21 protein-coding genes are annotated in these 21,479 nt (G+C 42.2%); 12 read left to right on the top strand and 9 right to left on the bottom strand.

Features of this window, described 5'->3' with window-relative positions; translation table 11 throughout:
* Nucleotides 1–71: 71 nt before the first annotated feature.
* Nucleotides 72–512, top strand: a complete 441-nt coding sequence (locus SNE_RS12270; RefSeq protein WP_013943445.1) for a hypothetical protein — start codon at nucleotides 72–74, stop codon at nucleotides 510–512.
* On the opposite strand, the gene SNE_RS05855 is transcribed toward SNE_RS12270, so the two are convergent.
* On the bottom strand, nucleotides 509–2,752 hold the full coding sequence (locus SNE_RS05855) for a gamma-glutamyl-gamma-aminobutyrate hydrolase family protein (RefSeq protein WP_013943444.1): 2,244 nt from the start codon (nucleotides 2,750–2,752) through the stop codon (nucleotides 509–511). The genes SNE_RS12270 and SNE_RS05855 overlap by 4 nt on opposite strands.
* Before the next feature lie 154 nt (nucleotides 2,753–2,906).
* Here SNE_RS05855 and SNE_RS05850 point away from each other — a divergent pair, with 154 nt between their 5' ends.
* A complete protein-coding gene (locus SNE_RS05850; protein ID WP_041418840.1) occupies nucleotides 2,907–3,836 on the top strand; it encodes an enoyl-[acyl-carrier-protein] reductase in 930 nt (309 codons plus the stop codon).
* Here SNE_RS05850 and SNE_RS05845 read toward each other — a convergent pair.
* Both SNE_RS05845 and SNE_RS05840 read right to left on the bottom strand, forming a co-directional pair.
* Entirely contained in the window at nucleotides 3,822–5,018 is a 1,197-nt protein-coding gene (locus SNE_RS05845) for a hypothetical protein (protein WP_013943442.1), read from the bottom strand. The genes SNE_RS05850 and SNE_RS05845 overlap by 15 nt on opposite strands.
* Complete coding sequence (locus SNE_RS05840; RefSeq protein ID WP_013943441.1) at nucleotides 5,015–5,848, bottom strand: HAD hydrolase family protein; 834 nt, start codon at nucleotides 5,846–5,848, stop codon at nucleotides 5,015–5,017. Before SNE_RS05840 ends, SNE_RS05845 begins: the two co-directional genes overlap by 4 nt.
* 240 nt (nucleotides 5,849–6,088) lie before the next feature.
* On the opposite strand from SNE_RS05840, the gene SNE_RS12265 reads away from it, so the two are divergent.
* Both SNE_RS12265 and SNE_RS05830 read left to right on the top strand, forming a co-directional pair.
* On the top strand, nucleotides 6,089–6,613 hold the full coding sequence (locus SNE_RS12265; RefSeq protein ID WP_013943439.1) for a flagellar biosynthetic protein FliO: 525 nt from the start codon (nucleotides 6,089–6,091) through the stop codon (nucleotides 6,611–6,613).
* Between the two features lie 305 nt (nucleotides 6,614–6,918).
* Nucleotides 6,919–7,851 carry a deubiquitinase and deneddylase ChlaDub2 gene (locus SNE_RS05830; RefSeq protein WP_013943438.1) on the top strand — a complete coding sequence of 311 codons (933 nt, stop codon included), beginning with the start codon at nucleotides 6,919–6,921 and terminating at the stop codon, nucleotides 7,849–7,851.
* A gap of 58 nt (nucleotides 7,852–7,909) precedes the next feature.
* On the opposite strand, the gene SNE_RS05825 is transcribed toward SNE_RS05830, so the two are convergent.
* The 6 genes from SNE_RS05825 to hemL form a co-directional block, all read right to left on the bottom strand.
* A complete protein-coding gene (locus tag SNE_RS05825) occupies nucleotides 7,910–8,899 on the bottom strand; it encodes a hypothetical protein (protein WP_013943437.1) in 990 nt (329 codons plus the stop codon).
* A gap of 65 nt (nucleotides 8,900–8,964) precedes the next feature.
* Complete coding sequence (locus tag SNE_RS05820; protein WP_148258966.1) at nucleotides 8,965–9,348, bottom strand: hypothetical protein; 384 nt, start codon at nucleotides 9,346–9,348, stop codon at nucleotides 8,965–8,967.
* Nucleotides 9,302–10,342, bottom strand: a complete 1,041-nt coding sequence (floA, locus tag SNE_RS05815) for a flotillin-like protein FloA (RefSeq protein ID WP_013943435.1) — start codon at nucleotides 10,340–10,342, stop codon at nucleotides 9,302–9,304. Before floA ends, SNE_RS05820 begins: the two co-directional genes overlap by 47 nt.
* On the bottom strand, nucleotides 10,339–10,809 hold the full coding sequence (locus SNE_RS05810; RefSeq protein WP_013943434.1) for an NfeD family protein: 471 nt from the start codon (nucleotides 10,807–10,809) through the stop codon (nucleotides 10,339–10,341). Before SNE_RS05810 ends, floA begins: the two co-directional genes overlap by 4 nt.
* A 2-nt stretch (nucleotides 10,810–10,811) precedes the next feature.
* Nucleotides 10,812–13,031, bottom strand: a complete 2,220-nt coding sequence (locus SNE_RS05805) for an NfeD family protein (protein ID WP_013943433.1) — start codon at nucleotides 13,029–13,031, stop codon at nucleotides 10,812–10,814.
* Nucleotides 13,009–14,310: a glutamate-1-semialdehyde 2,1-aminomutase gene (hemL, locus tag SNE_RS05800; protein ID WP_041418837.1), complete on the bottom strand. Its 1,302-nt coding sequence runs from the start codon at nucleotides 14,308–14,310 to the stop codon at nucleotides 13,009–13,011. The genes SNE_RS05805 and hemL overlap by 23 nt, the downstream gene beginning before the upstream one ends.
* Nucleotides 14,311–14,557: 247 nt before the next feature.
* Between hemL and SNE_RS05795 the strand changes: the two genes are divergently transcribed.
* From SNE_RS05795 to SNE_RS05760, 8 genes are all read left to right on the top strand, one after another.
* Nucleotides 14,558–15,088, top strand: a complete 531-nt coding sequence (locus SNE_RS05795; protein ID WP_013943431.1) for a hypothetical protein — start codon at nucleotides 14,558–14,560, stop codon at nucleotides 15,086–15,088.
* A gap of 1 nt (nucleotide 15,089) precedes the next feature.
* Nucleotides 15,090–15,572 carry a SycD/LcrH family type III secretion system chaperone gene (locus tag SNE_RS05790; protein ID WP_013943430.1) on the top strand — a complete coding sequence of 161 codons (483 nt, stop codon included), beginning with the start codon at nucleotides 15,090–15,092 and terminating at the stop codon, nucleotides 15,570–15,572.
* 3 nt (nucleotides 15,573–15,575) lie between these two features.
* The gene (locus SNE_RS05785; RefSeq protein WP_013943429.1) at nucleotides 15,576–16,652 is read left to right on the top strand and encodes a hypothetical protein; all 1,077 of its coding nucleotides are present in this window, start codon (nucleotides 15,576–15,578) and stop codon (nucleotides 16,650–16,652) included.
* Between the two features lie 22 nt (nucleotides 16,653–16,674).
* Nucleotides 16,675–18,102, top strand: a complete 1,428-nt coding sequence (locus tag SNE_RS05780; RefSeq protein WP_013943428.1) for a hypothetical protein — start codon at nucleotides 16,675–16,677, stop codon at nucleotides 18,100–18,102.
* A gap of 65 nt (nucleotides 18,103–18,167) precedes the next feature.
* Nucleotides 18,168–18,650 (top strand): gluconokinase, encoded by a 483-nt coding sequence (locus tag SNE_RS05775; RefSeq protein ID WP_041418836.1) that lies wholly within the window; start codon nucleotides 18,168–18,170, stop codon nucleotides 18,648–18,650.
* A gap of 55 nt (nucleotides 18,651–18,705) precedes the next feature.
* Nucleotides 18,706–19,491 carry an MlaE family ABC transporter permease gene (locus tag SNE_RS05770; protein ID WP_013943426.1) on the top strand — a complete coding sequence of 262 codons (786 nt, stop codon included), beginning with the start codon at nucleotides 18,706–18,708 and terminating at the stop codon, nucleotides 19,489–19,491.
* Nucleotides 19,488–20,267 carry an ABC transporter ATP-binding protein gene (locus SNE_RS05765; RefSeq protein WP_013943425.1) on the top strand — a complete coding sequence of 260 codons (780 nt, stop codon included), beginning with the start codon at nucleotides 19,488–19,490 and terminating at the stop codon, nucleotides 20,265–20,267. The genes SNE_RS05770 and SNE_RS05765 overlap by 4 nt, the downstream gene beginning before the upstream one ends.
* The gene (locus SNE_RS05760) at nucleotides 20,260–21,471 is read left to right on the top strand and encodes an MlaD family protein (RefSeq protein ID WP_013943424.1); all 1,212 of its coding nucleotides are present in this window, start codon (nucleotides 20,260–20,262) and stop codon (nucleotides 21,469–21,471) included. Before SNE_RS05765 ends, SNE_RS05760 begins: the two co-directional genes overlap by 8 nt.
* Nucleotides 21,472–21,479: the final 8 nt, after the last annotated feature.

Below are 21,479 nucleotides of genomic sequence, written 5' to 3'. Positions count from 1 at the left end.
TCGCTCAGACTTGAAATTAATCGCAATTGAAACTATGATATTTGAAAATTATATGAAATTATTTTCGAGACATGATTTTAAAGAATATATTTAAACGCAAAAAAGTAGCGAAAACAACTAAGCCTAAGAAAGCTGCTCCACCAAAACGCAAAAAAGCAACTCTGAAAAAGGCTCCTGCCCGAAAGAAAGTGACAACTCCCAAGAAAAAAGTTGCTAAACAGAAAACCACTCCAAGAAAACGGGTAGTCAAAAAAGCTACAGCGAAAAAGAAAGCTGTGAAAAAAACGGCCGCCAAGAAAAAAGTTGTCAAAAAGAAAAAAGTTGCACCTAAAAAGAAAGTTGTCACATGTAAAAAAGCTGCCCCAAAGACAAATATTGAGACAAAAAAAGAATCTATTTCAACTCCTGAAATTCAAGTTCAAGTCCCTGAGCTTCCAAAAAAGAAGCGGGTGATCATCAAGATCCCAAACGATCGATTCCTTACAGCAGAAGGCTGGAACCGCCGGGTTTAAGCTGCTGGAGCTGCTGTTTCTATTTTGCTGACTGTTCGACTTAAAAAATAATCAATGATCTTATGGTTGTTTTTCAGCTGTAAAATCCCCTTTACAACTGCATTGATGCATTCTTCATAGCGACGGATCCATTCCTCAAGAGCTTGCCGATTGAGTTCAATCTGCCTGTTTTCATTAAGCCTCAAAGTAGGCATCAATACCCCGTCTTCATTGTACATTGAAATAAGACCTTGCATTGAAAGCCCTTGTTGGAACTCGGGATCTCCACTTTCTATACCTTTTTCAACTTGGTCACATCGGATAAAACGTTCAGGATGAAATTGGGTGAGTAAAACATTGCCATCTAGACCTATAGCTGCTTTGATGACTCCGCCCGCCTTCAGCGCCACTTCCAACCCTTCTCCAAGTTGGTCTACTGCTTGTGAATGAGCGGACGAACCCCAAAGTTCTTCGCCAATGATTCCGCGAAAAGTATCTCCAGCTTTTGTCGGTTGTAGCTCTAGTATTTGCTCGCCAAATTGATCGCTCACGTTTTTAATAGTCCCCCCTTTGAAATAAGTATTGGTGATTTGCATCCCACGGCAAATTCCCATAAGGGGCTTTTTGCGCGTCACAAATTCATGAATGAGGGCGTACTCTTTTATGCTTTTTCCGTAGCGATTGTAATAGTCATAAAGAGGATAATTAGGATTGTAAAACTCTTCTTCAACATCAGCTCCTCCAGGAATGATCACTCCATCGGCATGGTCTGCAATCAGCTTTGCTTCATCGTAGATTTTCTGAGTTTCAGTGCCCCATGGACCATTTGTCATGAGGTGCTGGGGAATGCTGAGATTTTGATTTTCATAGGCTGCAATCCCGTTTTGTACTTCTTCTGATAAGTCATACGAAATATCTGATACCTCAAAAGGATGCTTTAAGACGAGTGCCCCTCGATTCTCAAGGGCATCATTGACATCAGTTGCCCAAGAGTAGCTCTCAAACGACCAACCTAGTGCAATCACTGGGCGTGTGATCCGATGCTCTGTGCAGTTTTCATACGTGAATTTATCCTTGGCATCGACGAGCAATACATCGGTTAAATCACATGTTTTCATGATTGACTGCAAGACATCAGCCTTTAAAAAGTTCGCTCCAAAAAGCTTTGAAGAGACGATTTCAACAGAATCTAAAAGGGTTTCATTAAAAGAGGCGCGGCTCAAATCGGATTGAAGAAAAGAGCAATTGGTCATTTTTGCTTGGAAAAAGTTCGCTCTAGAAAAATCGCTCTCTGTAATGAAAACTCTATTCATTACAGTTTTAATAAAAGAAACACTTTGCAACATACATTTATCAAAACGGACATTATCAAGAGTTGCTTCCTCAAAACTCGCCTCTTCTATTTGACAGTCGATAAAAGAAATGTTGCGAAACGTCAAGTCATCAAAGCTTTGGTCACCAATTTTAATCCCTTGAATTTCACGCCGGAAATTATGCCTATTTAGAAGTGATTCAAAGTCACTTTCACCCCATAAACAGTCTTTGATTAAATTCCATGCCGTTTGAGTCATAAAAGGTTGGTTAAGCTCTTCTTCAGATCCTTTACCCTCTTCAATTCTTTGCTTAAGCTCCTCTATGACCTTATCCCAATCGTTTTGGGTCATCTCTTTTCCAAACTTATCGCGATAAAACTCGACGGCTTGCGCTTTAGCTTTTGCGCTTCGAATGATCCCCATGAAAAATTTGGCAGCCATTTCGAGATACCGCCCCTCTTGATATTCCCCTACCGCTTCTCGGAATTCTTTATAGGCTTGGAAAAGAAGTGATACTGCGGTGAGAAGTGGAGTGCCGTAGTATGCGGATGCAAGGTAGAGTGCAGTTGAAAGCATTTGCTCTCCGCGATCAAAAATTGACTCAGTCTTCCCTTCTAAAATATCAGATGCAATCTGCGAGACATCCATAGCAAGAGTTGTTCCATGAGTGAGGAAAAGCCCAAGCATCGGATTGAAAAAGAAGAGAGCAGCAGTTCCAACGAGCATTGCAATTTTCTTCACATCGGGCGATTCTTCTTGTAAGTGCTTATAAACTTGTCCTGCGCCTGAACCTAATGAAATTGCCGTTGCTATTCCTTGGTGTAAGCTTAAAAATGGAATCGCAATGAGAGCAATCCGCTTAAGATTTTCTGAAGAGATAAAGTCTATGCGACTAAAAATAGGGTCGGGACGTCTATTAACATCAACATTTGAGACTAAACCAGTCATTTTACCTCACAAATAAAATTTAATGGGAAGATTTTAACAAAAATGAAAATAAAATACTTCTGTTTAATTATATTATTGACAAAAGGAGAATTGAGATTGCGGATTGCTTCGAAAGATGATATTATTCTCTTTTTTTAAAAATGAGGTACTCACGATGCTAGGAATGGATCTGAAGGGAAAAAAGGCCTTTGTTGCAGGAATTGGAGATGATCAAGGTTACGGCTGGGCGATTGCAAAAGCCTTAGCTGAAGCGGGCGCTGAAATCATTGTCGGCACTTGGGCCCCCATTTATAAAATTTTTACTACTTCCTGGGAAACTGGTAAGTTTGATGAGTCACGTCAACTTTCTGACGGGTCTCTCATGACTATCGCAAAGGTTTACCCCATGGATGCCTCATTTGATACACCCGATGATGTGCCAGAAGAGATTCGGGAAAACAAACGGTACAAAGCCTATAGTGGCTACACACTCTCTGAAGTGGCTGCTGCAGTTGAAAAAGACTTTGGACAAATCGACATCCTCGTTCACTCTTTAGCAAATGCTCCAGAAGTGAAAAAGCCTCTCCTTGAAACTTCGCGCGCTGGGTATCTTGCTGCGATGAGCTCGTCTGCTTACTCGTTTGTCAGCCTAGTGAAATTCTTTGGTCCTTTCATGCCTCCTGGAAGCTCAGCTCTCAACCTAACTTATCTCGCGTCTGAGAGAGCAGTTCCTGGCTACGGCGGCGGCATGAGCTCAGCTAAGGCAGCTCTTGAAAGTGATACGCGCACCCTTGCATGGGAAGTCGGCCGCAAGTGGGGCATCAGAATCAATGCTATTTCAGCAGGCGCTTTAGGAAGCCGTGCGGCAAGAGCGATTGGATTCATTGGAAAAATGATCGAATACGCTCATCAAAATGCCCCTTTATCGAAAGAGCTAAAAGCAGAAGAAGTCGGCAAAACGGGATGTTTCCTCCTTTCACCTCTTGCGTCGGCCATTACTGGCGTTACCTTGTATGTTGACAATGGATTGCATGCGATGGGGGTGGCAGTAGATAGCCCTTCTCTTAAAGAAGATTCAAAAGAAGAAGCGCTACAAAATGCGTAAGCCAATGACAGTTTCAGGTGTGCGGTCTATGGACCGCAGACCAATCTTCCAATCATACGAAGTGAAGTCTTTTGGACCATTTGTTGCAAGTTGCGCAAGGCGATTCCCTCGACAAATGTGACCCATGAATATTCCCTCACCTTTTTCTAAGCTGAAGAGGAGTTTTACTCTCTTTTCTTTCGTTCGGATTTCAACAATCTCCCCTAAATGGAAGACAGTTTGTTTCTTTCCTTCAACAAAAAGTTGAGCTTCACTGTCATACTCTGTAAAAAACGTCAGCTCCATCTGTTCTTTTTCATTTGGAACTTCACGTGAATAGATAAAGTCAAGACGATCCCTATTTTTTTGAAGCTCCATGTCAGACTGGCAGACAAGGGAGCGAATCCGCCCTTCATCTCCCCATAAAAAGCGCATTAGGTGAAACCCTTGGGCATTCCAATCTCCTTTTCGGGTCAGTACTTGAAAAGGAGAGGGAAAAGCGGCCGTCTTTTTCTCTCGAAATGGAAACACAAGAGCTCCTTGAATGTGGATAGAATGCACTTGAGAAATCCGCTTTGATGTGGCTTGGCTATACTCTGCCATAAAAAGGTCATATAAAGTGAGTTCTGGCTCTTTTCCTCGCTGATATTCTTGGACAGGCTCGCCCGAATAAACCATGAGCTCAGGATGCCATCGAGCTAATGCCTCTTCGAGAACCCAGCTAGGCTTTTCTTCGAGAATTTGGTAGGCCAGTAAGAGAAGCCCCCATTCATGAGAAAATTGAGGAATATAAGTTGGAATTTTTTCTCCTCGCATCGCTTTTTGCAAGATTTGATAAAGGGGTGAGCTCACTTCTTCCGTAACTAAGGATTCATAAATCTGGCAAAGCTGTTGCTTCAGGGGTGGTTCGATCACGTGTTGGTATTTTTTTAGCAAATAATAAAGAGGTAAAGCGCAACGGATTTGATGACTTGAGCTTCCCTTTTGGGGATATTCGTGAAGATAGAGTGGAAATCCATTTGAGAAAAATCCAAAAAGACGTCTGAGCAGAATTTTTCCTTCTTCAACTTGTTCGCCAACATGAGTGCGAAAAAGAGCGAGCGCAAAACAGAGGTTTTCGTAGAGAGGGATGCAGTCTTCTCGATGGAGAAATCCGGTTTGAGAGCTCCTTTTTTCTCGGGCAGCTTCTAATACTTTTATCATGACATTGCCTCTTGGAGAGCTTCGACAATTCCCCCTTTTTCAGCTGGAGGAGCAATGATGTCGGCTAGGTTTTGCAAGGCATCAGGTGCTCCATCCATCGCAATACGCATATCCCCAACCCGAAGAAGTGGGATGTCATTGTTATCATCGCCTCCAGTAATGAGTGGACGTGGAAGTGAAAACTTCTCCATAAAATCTTTGACTGCAGACCCTTTGTTAGCATTGGCATGGGTCACGAGAACCAAGTAGAGCGAGGGGTCGATGGGATCTTTAATCACACTCGTCTGAATCCCCTGGATAGACTTTAACTTTTCTTCAATTGCTTCACATGCTGCTTGCGTCCCAAAACATTTGACCAGAGGAAACGTACTTTGCTGGTGGAGATCAAAAGTCTCAACCGGTTGCCAAGGCTCTGCGCAAAAACGGGTTAATTTCTCCAAATAAGTGAGCATTTTAGGCGAGTGCTTTGTAGGACGGTAATAACAAAAATCTCCTTTGTCATAGCCAGCATAGACGATAAAATCCCCTTGTTCAGTCGCATAAAGTTCGTCTAGCAATTTCAAAACATCGAGTTTGAGATAGTTTTTCCTGATCCGCTTTCTCTCTGGCATGATGAGCAAATCAGCTCCGTTTTGAACTCCCAGTAAAAAGGGAAAGTTCAATTTGGTCAGTGTCATCATCGCAAAAGAGAAGATCCGTCCTGTCACCAAAATGAATTTCCATCCATCGCGATGGAGGGTTTCAAAATATGCTGCAACACGATCAGGGATCATATGATCTTTAGCAGTGATCGTTCCATCAATATCTAATGCAATAGTTCCTTTCATCATGAACCTCTACTTAGAGGGTGTCTACAAAGTCATTTCACTGCAAAAGAAAACCATCTTTTCCTTATGCGAAACATTGGCTGCTTCACAAACTTTGTAAGTTTGCTATGCGCTTCAAAGTCTTTGCTCTCAGCAGTGAAAGCACTTTGTAGACATCCTCTCAAACGACTTCAAAAGTTAGTTGGGTATATTTTAAAGGATATGGGGAAAAAACTCTAGACGGGAAAAACAGAAGGGATCAGAATGGACCTTATGAAGTGGTATCAATGTTTTCTTTTTCTCTTTCTTCTTTGGGCACCCCTGCAAGCTGCAGAGGAACCTTTGCATACTCAGCAGCAAACCACCATTGCCGATCAGAATGATACCTCTAAAAACTCGACTAAGCAAGCTCCCAAAATAGAAAAACCTGTTGACCATGATGACAAAGCTGCTCCGACAAAGGAAACAGAAGGTCATCCTGAGGATAGCGATATCCAGAAAGCAACTGAATCTGTTGAGACAGCCTTCATTAAAACGATCGTCGTCTTAGTAGGATTACTCGTTTTGGTGGTCTTAACTGTTTGGATGTTCAAAAAGATTTCTCACGGACGGCTCCGCTCGTTCAATTACATGAAATCGATTAAAATTCTCGAAAAGCGGCCTTTAAGTCCCAAGTCAATGCTTTACCTCGTTGAGGTAGGTGGGAAACAGGTCCTTCTAGCAGAATCTCAATTGCACGTCAAAAACGTGGCAACACTTGATTGGTTAGGCACTGACAAAGACCTTTAAGCCCATCTACTCACCACTTTGAGCATCTATAGGAATTATACTCAAATAACTTCAAAAGTTGGTTTTGAAGAGCGCGAAAGCTTTCAGAATTTTTCGATCTTAAATAGCTTAATATTAGGAATATGAGATCATTTAAAATCGGCAAATTACGGTGCTTTGGCGCAGCTAAAAATCCAATGTTTGAAGTTATTTGAGTGAATTTACATCCAGGTCATATTAAGCGAAAACTGAATAAACCGTTATTAATGTGTGGATTTTAATTCTAATCTAATTTAAGATTTCCTCGATTCATTAAGGGGTTATCTATGAAGACTGCATTTTGGGATTGCGCAGAGCGTCCAAATCAACCCATTTTCAATTTTTTTGAGGAAAGTTTGTATTTTGATGGTCTATCCAACTTGCTTGGATACCGTCGTGTTGAGAAGCTTTCTACTATTCTCGACCCATGGATAAGATACAAACGTATTGCTTTAACAATCATTAAAATTTTGATTTACTACTCGTTTCCAATTTTGATCCCATTTTCGCTCACAAGTAAAGCTATTTGTCGCTATTCACTATCTTCTGTTGAAAGTATTCAGCCCAAAACTCAGGTTAAAGCAATTGAACCTAAAGGAGAAAAAGACAGATTCCTCATAGATGAAAGAAACTGGCTCAATAATCAACATCTCGGCCTTTACTCTTTATTTCTTCAAGAAAAATACGGTCCCGAAGTTTTTTTTCCATTTGGTGGATGGACTTATGTGTTTCCTGGATTGACAGATCGTTTTTTTAAAGAAGATAGTTATCATATTTTAGATGTTAGAGCAAAAAGGATAAAAAGCTTCTTGGATTATAAGTCGATTACCTATCCTCTTTTCATCGGGGGAAATCATTGGGGACTACTATTTATCGACAGGGAGAAGCGAACCGTTGAATATTATGACAGTAAAATCAATTATGGAAATTATGAAGAAGGACTCCAAGGGATCAAAGATGTTGCTGCCAAATTTACTAAGTATGATCCTGGAGAAAAGCCATATACCTATTTAGAAAAAATAAAAAAGAAACTTCAACCCGACGGATATCAATGTGGCCCGTGGGCTCTTTACTTCCTTGAGCATCGCCTCGAAAATCCTGAGGTCGATTTCAACCAATTAGATCTCAACGAAGCACAAAATATGATTGCTAAATACCGCTTTGCAGTTCGAGATAAGTTGCTTGAATTACAAAAAAATGGAAATACTTTGTATTGTTAAGGTTTATACTCAAACAACTTCAAAACCAATTTTTGAAGTTGTTTGAGTATAGCTAAACTTAAAAGCCCACTCTCCAACTAGGAGTCTCTTGATCCATGTACGCAGCATACTCTTGGTAGGTTTTTTTCAGACTTCCGGGGCAAATTTCAAACACGGGTTTACTCTTATGTAGAGTCTTTGGCGCTTCAACATGGATAGGACCATGCTCAATATCTACTTTAAAATCAGAAGTTTCTGAAGTAAACACCGTATCCTCACGACTTCCTCGACTTTGAAAGCATTGCATGATGTACCCTACAGAGAAAAAAGAGTTCCAATGAATTTCCTTGAACAGCTCTAATGAAACATCAACGCGATTGGCCTCTGGATCCTTCTTCATTCTATCGGCGAGTTTGATATTAAAATTGTTAAGTTGTACAAGGGCTGATCTGTGAAAATTCTTTTTTCGATTCCACAAATATTCGATGCGCGCAATCACAACTTTCATCTCAAAAAGAGTTTGGGCATCATTGTAATTCATAAGCGCGTGAAGGGCTGCAGCTCCAATCGCTACGCCATATCCAATAGAGGTTTTAGCCCAAGTCAAACGGTTTTTCACTTCTTGATAGTTTTCAGTGGCTTTATTTTTCAATCGATCTAAAAGACCCTTTGTCACATCTTCATCATGTCTTGTCGGATAAATCTCTTGAAAGACTTCAAATAGAGAGCTCACAGCCGTGACGAAAATCATTCCAATATTCCAAATAAGAGCGCCTAATGTCATAGGAATTGCCCCAAATCCTGCCCCGACAAAGTATTTGGGCAATGACTCTGCAGGATGAGCAATGTAGACATCACCGGTCGCCCGATCTTCCATGCAATAATAATACGCAGGCAATTTCGCTCCATTCGGTCTCTCAACTTGATAGAAGTTGCCATCTGCTGCACGTTTATTTGCCGTGAAAAATTGAAATCGACCTCTAACTTCAGTGTCAGTTTCGTCAATTCCAAGATAGCGCTTGTCATCGATCACTCGCGAAAATACTGTCGTTAAACTATTCGTTGTCATATATCCACCAAAAGAAATTTGTAGAAAATGCTATAAAATTTTGGTTAAAAAAGCAAAGAAAACTCTCAAAAATGTGGTGTACGTAAAATTTCAGACAAAAGAAACATTTTACGTTTATTGCCTGTAGATTTGACGAGCGTCTGAATACGAATCTTTTTTTCCTTGCGCAAGAAGTGTTCGTCTTTTTTAACTTGAAGAGGGATATGCTTAGATACTGGTGGTTTTGAGCGAATTTCTCTGCGGACTTGGGCTGGCTCTGGAGGAAGGAGCTCCCTTGGAGGTTGTGGAGCTCCTCTTCTTAAAAGGGGTGGCTTTTGGGCTGTTTCTTTCTTTTTCTTTGCTTTCAGCAAGCGAAGAAGTCCAACTAAAAGAAGAATGAGAAAGGGAATCAGCCCTTCAAAATCACCGTTTGAGATCGTCCTGCCCTCCATCTTCTTCGTCTCGCTCATCCCCTGCTAGCGAGTTGCGCATCCGGGTATCTGATTGAATATTTTTCATGCGGTAATAATCTAAAATACCTAGATTCCCTGATTGGAAGGCCGCAGCAATCGCTTTAGGAATTTGCGCTTCGGCTTCAACAACGAGCGAGCGCATGTTGGTCACTTTTGCGATGTTTTCTTGCTCTGCAGCAACAGCCATTGCCCGTCTTTCTTCAGCTTTAGCTTGAGCAATCCGTTTGTCAGATTCTGCCCGATCAGCGCGCAATTTCGCCCCAATGTTCTCTCCAACACTGATGTCGGCAATGTCAATGGAGAGGATTTCGAAGGCCGTTTGAGCATCGAGTCCTTTATCAAGGACAAGTTGGGTGATCAATTGAGGAGCTTCCAAGACATCAGCATGTGTTTGTGAGGCTCCAATGGCATTGACAATCCCCTCGCCAACGCGAGCAATCACCGTCTCTTCGGTGGCTCCTCCAACAAGCTGCTTAATGTTCGTCCGGACTGTGACACGAGCGCGGCATAGAAGCTGCACCCCATCTTTTGCAACAGCCGTGATGTACATTGAGGGGTCAGAAGTTGGACAATCGATTACCTTCGGATTGACCGAAGTACGAACGGCATCGAGAATATCACGTCCAGCTAAATCAATCGCTGTCGCTTGTCTCCAATCAAGAGGGATATTGGCCTTATCGGCCGCAATCATCGCGCGAACAACCTCAAGAACCCTTCCTCCAGCTAGGTAGTGGGTCTCAAGATCTGCAACCGAAATACCTTTCAGTCCGGCTTTGTAAGAGTTGATGCGGGCATTGACAATGATTTGAGGGGGAATTTTCCTCAAACTCATTCCAACGATATTGAACAGATTAATGGGTGTTCCAGAAACAAATGCCTGAAACCAAAGCTTTACATACTTTGCAATGATGAAAAAGAAAATCAGAAAAATCAGTGCAAAGACAAAAATAAGCACATAAATTCCAATTGAGAGACCAGTTTCACCTATCATAAGTCTTCCTCCTTAACAATAAATCGGGCCCCTTCGCCACCGATGATTTTAATTTTTGATCCTTTCTTAATGTAGCCGCTTTCCGAAACAGCTTGATAAGGTTTTCCTTCGATTTTGATATGTCCAGAAGGTCTAAGCGCTGTTAATGCCTCTCCAGTCTTCTCAACAAGTTCTTTTTCATAAGAAGAGGCAACATACCCTTCTTGATCGTCTCCAAGATAAAAATGGCTTTTGTTCCTCGTCCGTTTAATTTTCCATAGAGCAAGTCGTATGGTCAACACGAAAAAGATAATCACTCCGATCACATAAAAGAGGGCATAAATGAGCGAGGTTTGTTCCCAAATGCTAAGAAAAAGACCTGCGGCAAGAAATAGGCCTCCGATAACACCGAGGATTCCCCCGGGCACAAAGAATTCGAAGTAGATTAAAATGAGACCGATAATCCCAAGTCCAGTGGCGATAAGCATGGTTATTTTTTTCCTTTAAGCTCAACAGGGCGCACAATCAGACGGCTCCCTTCGACACGGACGACTTCAATTGCCGCGTTTTTCTCAAGGTACCCTGTTTGCGCCATAGCATCATAGAGTTGTTCTCCTATGTGCACTTTTCCCGAGGGGCGCAATGGGGTGACCGTCTCACCAAGCTCACCTTCTTCTGGCATGAGTTCGCGGGGAATTCCTGCTACGAATCCTTCCTGCTCTCCATGCAACACAAATTTGGAAAATCTAAAGAAGCGATGAGAGTAAAAGCGGGCTAGCAAGATAATCAAGACTATTGAGAAAATGAGTGCTGCTGATAGCCAGGCTAACCGCTCTAAAAATACCGCTCCAATAAGTTGAAAGCTATCCCAGTGAAAAAAGTTCAACTTATCGATTCCCGGTAACATTAAAGCAAAAAGGCCGATAATCGTCAAAATAATCCCCAGAATTCCAACTACTCCGAAACCGGGAATCACAAAAAGTTCGACCATCAGCAAAATGAGCCCGACACCTAAAATGATGAGCTCAATCCAATGGATGGCTTCTACTGAGAAGCTCGCTAAGAGAATCAGGGCAAGGCACGCCAGCCCAATCGAACCAGGAACGCCAAATCCAGGAGTATTGATTTCAATATAAAAACCAATCACAAGGCCAATAAAGAGAAGCGACATAATAACTGGATGTGAAAGAACAGTGAAAAAGGTGATCCGCCAATCTTGATAGCTGATCATCACGGCATGAGGAATCTCTTTCAGATAAGGCTGCTGAAAAATGGGCATTTTTTTTGCAGGCCAAGTTTGCGCCTGCTCTTCCAGCTTTTCTGAATATGTCTCAAAGTGATCCACTTTGTAATCAGCAACTCCTAGATCAATGAGTTGTTTGGCATTCAAAGTGAGCAGTTTTCCTCTTCCAGAAATGAGAATATCTGGGTTTGACCCTCCTGAACGAATCTCCGTTTCACTATCTAATTTGACAATCTGATGGTTACGGATGACGAGAATCATATCCTTATCCACCATCCCCTGAGCTAGTAGTTCGTTTCTTCCATAAAAGCTTGCCAAATTTGAAAATTCAGCACGCAAAGCAGAGTTCACTTTTTCAGGAGCTGTCTCCATGCTCCCCTCTTTTGCCAAAACTGGTTCTGCAGCACCCATTAATGAGCTTGGATTCACAAAAATAAAGCGGCAGGCATAAGCGATCATAGCACCAGCGGACACAGCCCAATCATCAATATAAGCAATGATAGGAATGCCATATTCCAAATCCATTTTTTGAAGGAGATCGACAATTTTTAATGAGGAAAGGACTTCTCCGCCTGGCGTGTCAACATCTAGTAAAACAAACCGGACTTTCCGTTTTTTAAATTCTTCGAGAGCAAACTTGAAATAGAGGTAAGTTGATTGACGAATAGGATGGTCAGTAGAAAGTTGCAAATAACCAATGAGGTTTTCTTCTGTTTCACTATATTGAATGTGTTTTTTCATTCTGATTTGCAGCTCTGCAGGTGTGACATAATCAGCTACAATTCCCTTATAAAGATGGGCTATATCCTTTGAGCTTTTGTCGGGAAAGTAATTGGCTTCAAATTCTTGGTCAGTGATCACAAGGCTCACTAAGCCTAGCGATTGCATACCTTTTAAATTTAATATCAGCGGCTCAAAATTCTTAGCCCCTTCTCTTTCAATAATCGGTTTCCCCTTCTCATAAATGAACTGATAATGGGGGTCGATCATCGCATCGGCTAATTGCCCCAAAACAGGGGCCCGCTCTAAGCTTTGATTGATCAGTCCCTTTACCATGCTTCGGGCTCGATCCCAATCCATTTCGTGATGAACTCCATAAGGAATATCACCCCATGCAACATACGGAGTCACAAGAAGTTCATCTGCCACAAACGGAATGATAGCGGCTGGGCCAACTGCACGTCCTTGGATGTAAACAACAATGAGTTTGTCATTATTATTTCGCAGCTCAAATAGGTTTTGCGCAAAACTAAAAACTTCTTGGAAATCACCAGAAGAAGAGGAGAGTTGAATGATGATTTTTCCACCAACAGTATCTTTGAGCTTTTCAACCTCTTTTAAAAGAGGGTTCATCTCTTCATGACCGAGATATCCCTTGACAACGAGAACATCTTCTCGCGCTACAAGAGCTCCACAAATCAAAAGGAAGGCAAGGAAAAAGTGTTTAAACCTGTCGAATAAAATCAATGATCAAATCTCTCGTTTTGATTAAGTGGTCTTCAGTATGCACTGCCGAAACAAAGCAAGCTTCATAAGGAGAAGGTGAAAAATAAACTCCTTCATTTAACAAATACCGGAAAAACGTTTTAAACCGGTCGTGATCGAGCTCTTGTAAATCTTCAAACTTCTCCACAGATCGAACTCCCCAAAAAAGGGTGAACATCCCAACTGTTTCTTGCAAACAAGCATCTAAATCCCGATCTTTCAGTGCCATTTGCAAAGGTTCAGTAATCAGTTTTGTCTTATCTGCAATGAGTTCATAAAACCCTTCTTGCTGCGCAAGATCTAGAGTTTCAAGACCTGCTGCCATTGCAACCGGATTGCCAGAAAGGGTTCCTGCTTGAAATACGCCACCTGTAGGAGCTAAGGTATCCATGATTTCTTTCTTGCCACCAAAAGCCGCTGCTGGAAATCCTCCACCAATGATTTTTCCCAAACAAGTCATATCAGGGAAAATGCCATACTGCCCTTGTGCTCCTTCAAGTCCCACTCGAAAACCACTGATGACTTCATCAAAAATCAAAACGGTGCCCATCCGATCTGTTTCTTCGCGCAGCACCTTTAAAAATTCTTTTGTCGCGGGGACAACCCCCATATTTGCTGCAATCGGTTCTACAATCACTGCAGCAATTTGCGAGCCATATTCTGGATCGCAAAAGAGCTCTCTTACCTTTTCTACATCATTGTACGGGAGTGAAATCGTATGCTTCACAATGTCATTTGGAACGCCTTGAGAAGAGGATTCATGACTGATTTGGCTAACAGCTGATCCCGCACGTATCAAAAACGGATCGGCATGGCCATGATAATTCCCATTAAATTTGACGATGTAAGGTCGACCTGTATACCCGCGAGCCACTCGCACAGCGGTCATTGTCGCTTCTGTCCCAGAAGACACAAAACGGAGTTTTTCAATACTTGGTACAAGAGTGACGATTTCACGAGCAAGCTGTTCCTCAATTTCCGTGGCAATCCCAAAAGAACTTCCCTTCTCCATGCGTGACTTTGCTTTCATCACAACCGATGGAGGGGCATGTCCTAGGAGCATCGCTCCCCAGCTCATACAGTAGTCAATATAGCTCTTTCCTTCTGCATCCCAAATGGTGTCGCCTTCTCCTTTTTCAGCAATTAGAGGGTCCACTCCAAGGCCAATAAAGGCGCGTACAGGAGAGTTCACGCCTCCTGCGATAACTTCCAAAGACTTTTCAAATATTTCCTGGCTCTTTGTTGTTTCTACGAGACCCATCAGTAACCTCCTGTAATTGTGCTCATCATTGTCAAAAAATCCTTTTTTTATAAAGGAGATTTTTCTATCATCTGCTTCTAACAAATTACAAAGAGTCAGCATTTTGCATAATTAACTAATATAAAGATTAAATAAAGATGGTAAAAAAATTTCTTTAATTTGTACAAAAATAGACAGTTGGATATACTAGCGTGCGAAAGGTGAACTATGTCTAAAAAAGTTTTACAAAGAAAAGAGGAAACTATTCATGGGTAACTCTAATATTTTAACTCTTCCTTCTTCTATAGCTGGCGCTCACGACAGAGCGCAGGCACATGCTCTCGGCAAAATCAACAAAGATGTTCATGAAAATAACCGAGTCATGCGAGCTCATATCTACCCTATCATGCACGAGCTAGCAGCATTGCTCCGTGAAGGGGAAGATGGTACACATAATTTGGAAGAGGCCCTCTCCCATTTAAACCTCGAAGAAATTTCTAAACTCTATATGGCATATAGACAAGAGTTTATGGATGCGATGAGCGATGGCTCAATCAATGATGGAGCTATTCATGAACTCTTCCCAGAAGACTTATCAGAAGTTTCAGGCTATCAGCTGAAAAAAATCGAAGGAAAAGTCAAAGAATGGCTTGACAACTGTAAAAATGTCAACAACCAAAAGACCCAAGATCTTTACTTGATGATTCAAATTGGTGTCGCTCTTTTAACTGCATTCCAAAACATGCAAAAAGAGATGAGCCAATCAGGAAATTACATGGTCCGTAACCAAAGAACATAAAATGTTTACAACTGAAGAAAAAAAGCTTTTACAAACAGCTTTAGGAGAAATTGGAAAGCGGATCAAAAGCGATCAACCGCTGAACAAAGATTTCTCCAATGAGGACTTAAGTGTCCTTTATTCTTTGGCATATAACTTATATCTGTCTGGAGATTACGACCAAGCTAAGGAAATCTTTCACCAGCTAGTCCTCTCCAAACCGCTTAAGCAAAAATACTGGCTTGGGCTCGGTGCTTGCCTCCAATTGGAAAAAGAGTACGAGCAAGCCTTAAAAGCGTGGGGTATGGCCTCTATCCTAGATGGATATGATCCCCTCCCCCACTTTCATGCTGCAGAATGCAACTTCGCTTTAAACGACTACGAACAAGGGTGGGAAGCCCTTAAAGCTTCAAAAAAGCTTCTCACATCTAACCATCATCAACTCAGTGCAAAGGTCGCGCAGCTTGAAACATATTATAAAAATGAAGCAGAAGAAGGAGCTTAATTTATGGGAGAAACTCTCACTCGTCCCTCATTTGACCTCAGTGATTTAAGAGTCTCACCTGATGAAGCCGTAAAAATTTACGACGCTAAAACAATTGGGCTACCTCGAGAAGGGGTCCGCCCAGTTAAAAAAGATGTTTATACAGACTACCTTCCCCCAAAACCAGAACCAAAAATCGTTCCACTTATAAGTGGCCCTCCTACTCTTCCGCCTCCCGAATCTCCAGGAATTACTGGGAAAAAGCGTAAGCGCGAGGAAGCAGAAACTAAACAGCAAGTGATTTTTAAGCCTATTGCCCACTTTGGTATGCCCTTTAACACTTCTTCTGGTTCAGAAATTGGACTCACTCCGCACCCACAGCTTGTGATGGCAAACGCGGTTGAAGATTGTACGCGTACCATGGCTGTTGGTCGCGAGTTAACAGCTTCAACCATTTTGAAAGTGGATCACGTAAAGCAAAATGAAATCAGCGAAGAGTTTGACGAAAAACTCGCCGAATCGATTCGGATTGCTCGAGAAAACCAAAAACTCAACTACCTAAAAAATGCCTTGAAGTTCCTCGGAATCACGATTGGGATCGGAGGAGGACTCATGGTTGCTTTAGGTTCTTCAGCTACTGGAAATTTCTGGGGTTCAGTTTACGGCATGGAAATGATACTCGGCGGTGCACTAGAGCTTGGTTCATTCTGCTTAGATCAAGTCGGGTATAAAGACTCAATGTGGTCTTCCATGATGGCAATTGGTGGAGCCCTGCTCACCTTCCATGGTGGCCTCATGGGAAACAGTTTTTTATTCGATAAGCTTCCTAAAAACCTTGGCACCATCACCTCAACTTCTCTCTCTTTAATGCGTGGGTATGGAGTCATGAAAGGAATTAGCAATCAAGCTGAGTTATTTGAGCTCTCTGGGGAACTTACAACTCTAACAAAAGAGAGAAAGTCGGTGTCTGACGACATCAAAAAACATTACGGTGCATTGAATGTTTCCGATTTCAAACACCTCTTTAAAACTGCAGAAGAATTTATCGAACAAACGAATCAAGCAGTCAAAAGAGTGATTCAAGGCACATTAAAAGGTTAATAGAAAAGATTGAGGTTAAATTATGTCTGATGCAATCGATGCGATTGATGGTTCTTTTGAAGATCTGATTGAGCTTTATCAAAGCTCTCATGATAACGCTGGGAAAAACTTATTCCCAGTGGATGAAAAAAAAGGTCAACTTGCTGCACTTGAAACTCTGATCAAAGAGCAACATCGCGCGCAAGAAAATCCGAATCAAAAACTCGCAACGATTCATGCGATTTTAAACGATCAGTTTGAGAAAGTCATCTCTGCTGCAGATAAACAAAAAGCTTTAGAAGGTATTTTAAATGGTGCCTTCTCTACTTCAAATCAGGCAGAGCCAAGATCTTTCAGCGATCCCGAAGAAAAGCTTGAGCAAATTGAAACGATTGTTCGCGATAATGGCGCGCTGTATCATCACCCCCATGAAAAATTTGCAGCGATTGAAGCAGTTTTGACAGGTTTCAATCATATGAAAATCTCTCCTGCAAACGGAATTGAAAAACCAAGCTTTGATCTTACTGAGCTTTATGAGGCCTCTAAACTAGCATCTACTCAGGAACCCGATCCAGTTCTCGACCAAGCAAAAAAAGAGTTGCTTGCAGAGCTTCAAACAATGGTCGAAGAACAAGAGCGCCTGCACCAAAACCCTGAAGAAAAAATCGCAACAATCCAAACAATTTTAAATGATGAAATCGGCGCAGCAGAAAAACATCAGGTCATCGAAAGCGTTCTAAATGGCGACCTTCTTTTAGAACTCAATGATGAATCGCCAACTTTTGACAATCCTGAGGAAAAACTCTCTCAGATTGAAAGTATTGTAAAAGACCGTCAAGGCCTCTATAGCAACCCTCATGTCAAGTTTGCAAGTATTGAGGCTCTCCTTGGCGATCATTCAAAATCAGCAAACCCTTGGGTTCAAGCTCACAATTCCCTAGGACTTGTAGAAGAGTCAAGCCGTCGCATCATCAAAGCTGAAGAAAAACGGCAAAAAGAACTGCGTGATCTTTGGCGAACTGGAATGGACGACAAGGCAAAACTCTACCCAGAAATGGCTTGGGATCAGAAAAAATGGCAATATGCAAGTATGGCCATGATGGGAGCTTCTTTTGCTGGCCCTTGGGCTGCTGGATCTTCCAATCAAATTGCAGGAGTGATTCATCCCCTTGTAGCGAAAGTTTCAAAAATGGATTTGGCAACTCTTGCAGGGCTCATTGAAAAAGGCTGTAACATGGCCCCTGATCTTGCAAATAATCAGGGATCTCAGCTGATTCAGGTTGGTTCTCAGACAAGCTCTTTAGCAAAGAAAGACCGAGAGACCTTGCATGATTGGGAAACGCAACAAGAACGTCAAGATTTAGAAACGCAGCAACAGCTAGTTCAAGAAGCGCGTCAAAATGACACCTCACTCAAAGAGCGCCATCTTGAAGTCATCAAAACGCTCACTAGTATGATTGTTGGCCGCTAAGGCTTGTCACAAATTCATGATCAAATTAGGATCCCGAGTAATGTAGTTTGCTCGGGATTTTTTTTATGATTATCATTCTCATGGGAGTATCTGGTAGCGGCAAGTCAGTCATTGGAATTGAGCTCAGCAAAGAGCTCGATTGGCCTTTTTACGATGCAGACGACTTTCATACCGAAGCCAGTAAGAAAAAGATGCATGCTGGAATCCCCTTAAAAGATGAAGACCGCCTCCCTTGGCTAAACGCCCTTGCCGATTTGATTCAAAAGCATGTTGAACTTGAAGAGCACATGATCCTTGCCTGTTCGGCCCTCAAAGAGTCTTATCGCATCACACTCAATGTTCATCCTTCCTGCAAGTTCGTTTACCTTAAAGGCTCGTTTGAGCTCATCAAGAAGAGAATGGAAAATCGCAAGGGGCACTTTTTTAACCCAGAGCTACTGCAAAGCCAGTTCGACACGTTAGAAGAACCTACAGATTGTTTGGTCGTTGACGTAGATGACACTGTAGAAGGAATCGTGAAAACGATTCGGGAAAAGTTAAAGGTTTAAAGTTTCTGAAAATTTCTTTAGAATGACAATTTTGTGAAAAATTGATCTGAGGTCAATGCGTTTTCTCTTAGAAAAGCTTCGTTTTCTCGTTTCGACTGGGGAGTACGTTCTCATGATTTGGAACGTCACGCTTGCAACATTTAAGCGTCCTCCGCATTGGTATCTCATTCGGGAACAACTTTACAATATTGGCGTTTTATCGCTTCCCGTTGTTGCAATGACGGGATTTTCAACAGGACTGGTCCTTGCGGCTCAATCCTTTTTTCAGCTCAGTGATAAAGGACTCGCAGGAGCAACGGGACTCATGGTCGGAAAAGCGATGATGACTGAGCTTGGGCCTGTCTTAACGGCATTTATGGTAACGGGACGTGTGGGAGCTGCCATGTGCGCCGAGCTTGGAACGATGTGCGTTTCTGAGCAGGTCGATGCGCTAGAAACAATGGCAGTCAGCCCAAATCGCCATTTGATCGCCCCCCGGTTTATTGCCGGAACTTTCATGATGCCTCTTCTGACGGTCTTTAGTATTTTTATGGGAATCTTCGGCGGCTACTTGATCTCTGTTTTCTATTTTCACATGTCCCCCACAACTTATTTTGATCCGATGCCTATTTATATGAACAACTTTGACCTGCTGACAGGAGTTGTCAAAGCGGTTATTTTTGGAATCATCATTGTTACGATTTCTTGTTACAAAGGGTTGACAACCCGTGGCGGAGCCGAAGGAGTCGGCCGATCGACGACGAATAGCGTTGTCATTTGTTACACGTTCATCTTATTTACAAACTTTCTCATCACCCTCGGACTTAATTTGCTGCAAAATGCAACGGGGTGGTTCAAATGATTGATATTTATGACCTTTGGAAACGGTATGAAAATACCGAAGTATTAAAGGGGCTCACTCTTAAGGTGGAGAAAGGGGAAACTCTTGTGATTTTGGGTCGCTCTGGTGTGGGTAAAAGTGTTCTTTTAAAGCACATCATTGGCATTGCCAAAGCCGATAAGGGTTATATCGAAGTGGATGGGGTGAGAGTTTCAGATCTTGAAGGAGAAAAGCGGTACTCTGCCACACGTAATATGGGAATGTTATTCCAAGGTGCTGCACTCTTTGACTCGATGAACATCGAGGAAAACACCGCATTCTATCTGAAGCAGCACGGTGATCCTAAAACGGGGAAAAAATATATAAAAGGTGAAATCAAAGACATGGTCGACCAAGCTTTAGAAATGGTCGATCTTGCGGGCGTTCAAAAAAAGATGCCTTCAGATTTATCGGGGGGAATGCGTAAAAGAGCGGGCCTTGCTCGTTTAATTGTCTACCGCCCTGAATACCTGCTTTACGATGAACCGACAACAGGACTTGATCCGATTACATCCATGCAAATCAATGAACTCATCGTCAAAACACAAGAAGAACTTAAGGCAACGAGCATTGTGGTCACACATGACATTATCTCTGCTCTTTTTGTCGGTGACCGATTAGCTCTTCACAAAGATGGGCAAATCGCTTATATCGAGAAACCAGATGCCTTTTTGCAGATCGATGACCCGATCATTGCATTTTTAAGAAAGACGATTTCAGAAGACCCCCGCTCATTTAGGAGTAAGACCCATGATTGACTACATGAAAAACACCCTCATTGGACTGTTTGTCGTCGTCGCCTGCGCGCTCGTTGTCGGCATCATCCTATTTCTCGAACCAAGCGTTGGGGACGGCAAGGAAACTCTCGTTGTCCGTTTCTCTAACATCAATGGGCTATCTGTAGGAACTCGGGTCATGTTTGCTGGAAAACCTATTGGAGAAGTTGTCTCGATTGAACAAATTCCACAAGCGCGTGAGCAGCCAACAGATGAACTGGGACAAGTCTACTTTTACCAACTCATTCTCCACATCGATTCGAGCATTCGAGTCTACAATACCGATGAAATCACTGTTCAAACTTCTGGTCTTCTTGGAGAAAAATCAATTGCAATCATCCCAAGAGCTCCACCAAAAGGGGTGAAGCCCACTCTCATTTCGTCTAAAACACCGATTTATGCCGAATCAGTTGATCCTTTAGAAAGTGCCTTCAACGAACTGTCACAACTTTCTGACAAAGTTGAAGAAACCCTCGATAAGGTCATTGCTTGGATTGATCAAAATGGACATGAACTCGGAGCCGCTATCCGCTCGTTTGACGACGCGATGACGGAAGCTGCTTCAACACTTAGCCAAGTGAACCAAATGCATCTCGTTCAAGACATCAGAATGAGCGTTCAAAATTTTTCTGCTGCAATGCGCGACATCCATTACTCTATGGAACAAATGAACGAAGATGATGTCTTTAAAAATCTCGGTGTCACCATGCGCAACATGAAAACTGCCAGCCGCTCTATTGATGTTGTTGCTGATCATCTAGCAGAAGGACAAGGAACTCTTGGCCATCTATTCATGAATAACGACACCTATTTACAGGTGAATGCCATCTTGAGCAAATTGAACACTCTTATGAATGATGTGAACCACTATGGAGTGCTCTTTAACCTCAATAAAGAGTGGCAACGGACCCGTTTAAAGCAGGTTACTGAACTTAATGCCCTTAATTCCCCAGCAAACTTTCGCAATTATTTTACGAAAGAAGTGGATCTCATCAACACATCGATGTCTCGCCTTTCCATGCTTGTTGACCGTGCTGAAGAAAGCGCTGAAAGAGAGATGATTTTTGATAGCAATCTGTTTAAACGAGATTTTGCAGATCTGATGCATAGTGCACAAACTTTGTACGATAATTTGCGCCTCTATAATGAACAGCTTATGAACTGGCAGCAAGAAGTTGCAAAGTAAGTTTGTAG

It is taken from the genome of Simkania negevensis Z (genome assembly GCF_000237205.1).
GTDB classification, from domain to species: Bacteria; Chlamydiota; Chlamydiia; order Chlamydiales; family Simkaniaceae; genus Simkania; species Simkania negevensis.
This window is presented reverse-complemented; position numbering and strand designations above follow the sequence as displayed.

What these genes read in the sequence shown, in the direction of transcription:
- SNE_RS12270 (WP_013943445.1), top strand. Translation starts at nt 72, where the DNA reads ATGATTTTAAAGAATATATTTAAACGCAAAAAAGTAGCGAAAACAACT.
- SNE_RS05855 (WP_013943444.1), bottom strand. Translation starts at nt 2,752, where the DNA reads ATGACTGGTTTAGTCTCAAATGTTGATGTTAATAGACGTCCCGACCCT.
- SNE_RS05850 (WP_041418840.1), top strand. Translation starts at nt 2,907, where the DNA reads ATGCTAGGAATGGATCTGAAGGGAAAAAAGGCCTTTGTTGCAGGAATT.
- SNE_RS05845 (WP_013943442.1), bottom strand. Translation starts at nt 5,018, where the DNA reads ATGATAAAAGTATTAGAAGCTGCCCGAGAAAAAAGGAGCTCTCAAACC.
- SNE_RS05840 (WP_013943441.1), bottom strand. Translation starts at nt 5,848, where the DNA reads ATGATGAAAGGAACTATTGCATTAGATATTGATGGAACGATCACTGCT.
- SNE_RS12265 (WP_013943439.1), top strand. Translation starts at nt 6,089, where the DNA reads ATGGACCTTATGAAGTGGTATCAATGTTTTCTTTTTCTCTTTCTTCTT.
- SNE_RS05830 (WP_013943438.1), top strand. Translation starts at nt 6,919, where the DNA reads ATGAAGACTGCATTTTGGGATTGCGCAGAGCGTCCAAATCAACCCATT.
- SNE_RS05825 (WP_013943437.1), bottom strand. Translation starts at nt 8,899, where the DNA reads ATGACAACGAATAGTTTAACGACAGTATTTTCGCGAGTGATCGATGAC.
- SNE_RS05820 (WP_148258966.1), bottom strand. Translation starts at nt 9,348, where the DNA reads ATGAGCGAGACGAAGAAGATGGAGGGCAGGACGATCTCAAACGGTGAT.
- floA (WP_013943435.1), bottom strand. Translation starts at nt 10,342, where the DNA reads ATGATAGGTGAAACTGGTCTCTCAATTGGAATTTATGTGCTTATTTTT.
- SNE_RS05810 (WP_013943434.1), bottom strand. Translation starts at nt 10,809, where the DNA reads ATGCTTATCGCCACTGGACTTGGGATTATCGGTCTCATTTTAATCTAC.
- hemL (WP_041418837.1), bottom strand. Translation starts at nt 14,310, where the DNA reads ATGGGTCTCGTAGAAACAACAAAGAGCCAGGAAATATTTGAAAAGTCT.
- SNE_RS05795 (WP_013943431.1), top strand. Translation starts at nt 14,558, where the DNA reads ATGGGTAACTCTAATATTTTAACTCTTCCTTCTTCTATAGCTGGCGCT.
- SNE_RS05790 (WP_013943430.1), top strand. Translation starts at nt 15,090, where the DNA reads ATGTTTACAACTGAAGAAAAAAAGCTTTTACAAACAGCTTTAGGAGAA.
- SNE_RS05785 (WP_013943429.1), top strand. Translation starts at nt 15,576, where the DNA reads ATGGGAGAAACTCTCACTCGTCCCTCATTTGACCTCAGTGATTTAAGA.
- SNE_RS05780 (WP_013943428.1), top strand. Translation starts at nt 16,675, where the DNA reads ATGTCTGATGCAATCGATGCGATTGATGGTTCTTTTGAAGATCTGATT.
- SNE_RS05775 (WP_041418836.1), top strand. Translation starts at nt 18,168, where the DNA reads ATGATTATCATTCTCATGGGAGTATCTGGTAGCGGCAAGTCAGTCATT.
- SNE_RS05770 (WP_013943426.1), top strand. Translation starts at nt 18,706, where the DNA reads ATGCGTTTTCTCTTAGAAAAGCTTCGTTTTCTCGTTTCGACTGGGGAG.
- SNE_RS05765 (WP_013943425.1), top strand. Translation starts at nt 19,488, where the DNA reads ATGATTGATATTTATGACCTTTGGAAACGGTATGAAAATACCGAAGTA.
- SNE_RS05760 (WP_013943424.1), top strand. Translation starts at nt 20,260, where the DNA reads ATGATTGACTACATGAAAAACACCCTCATTGGACTGTTTGTCGTCGTC.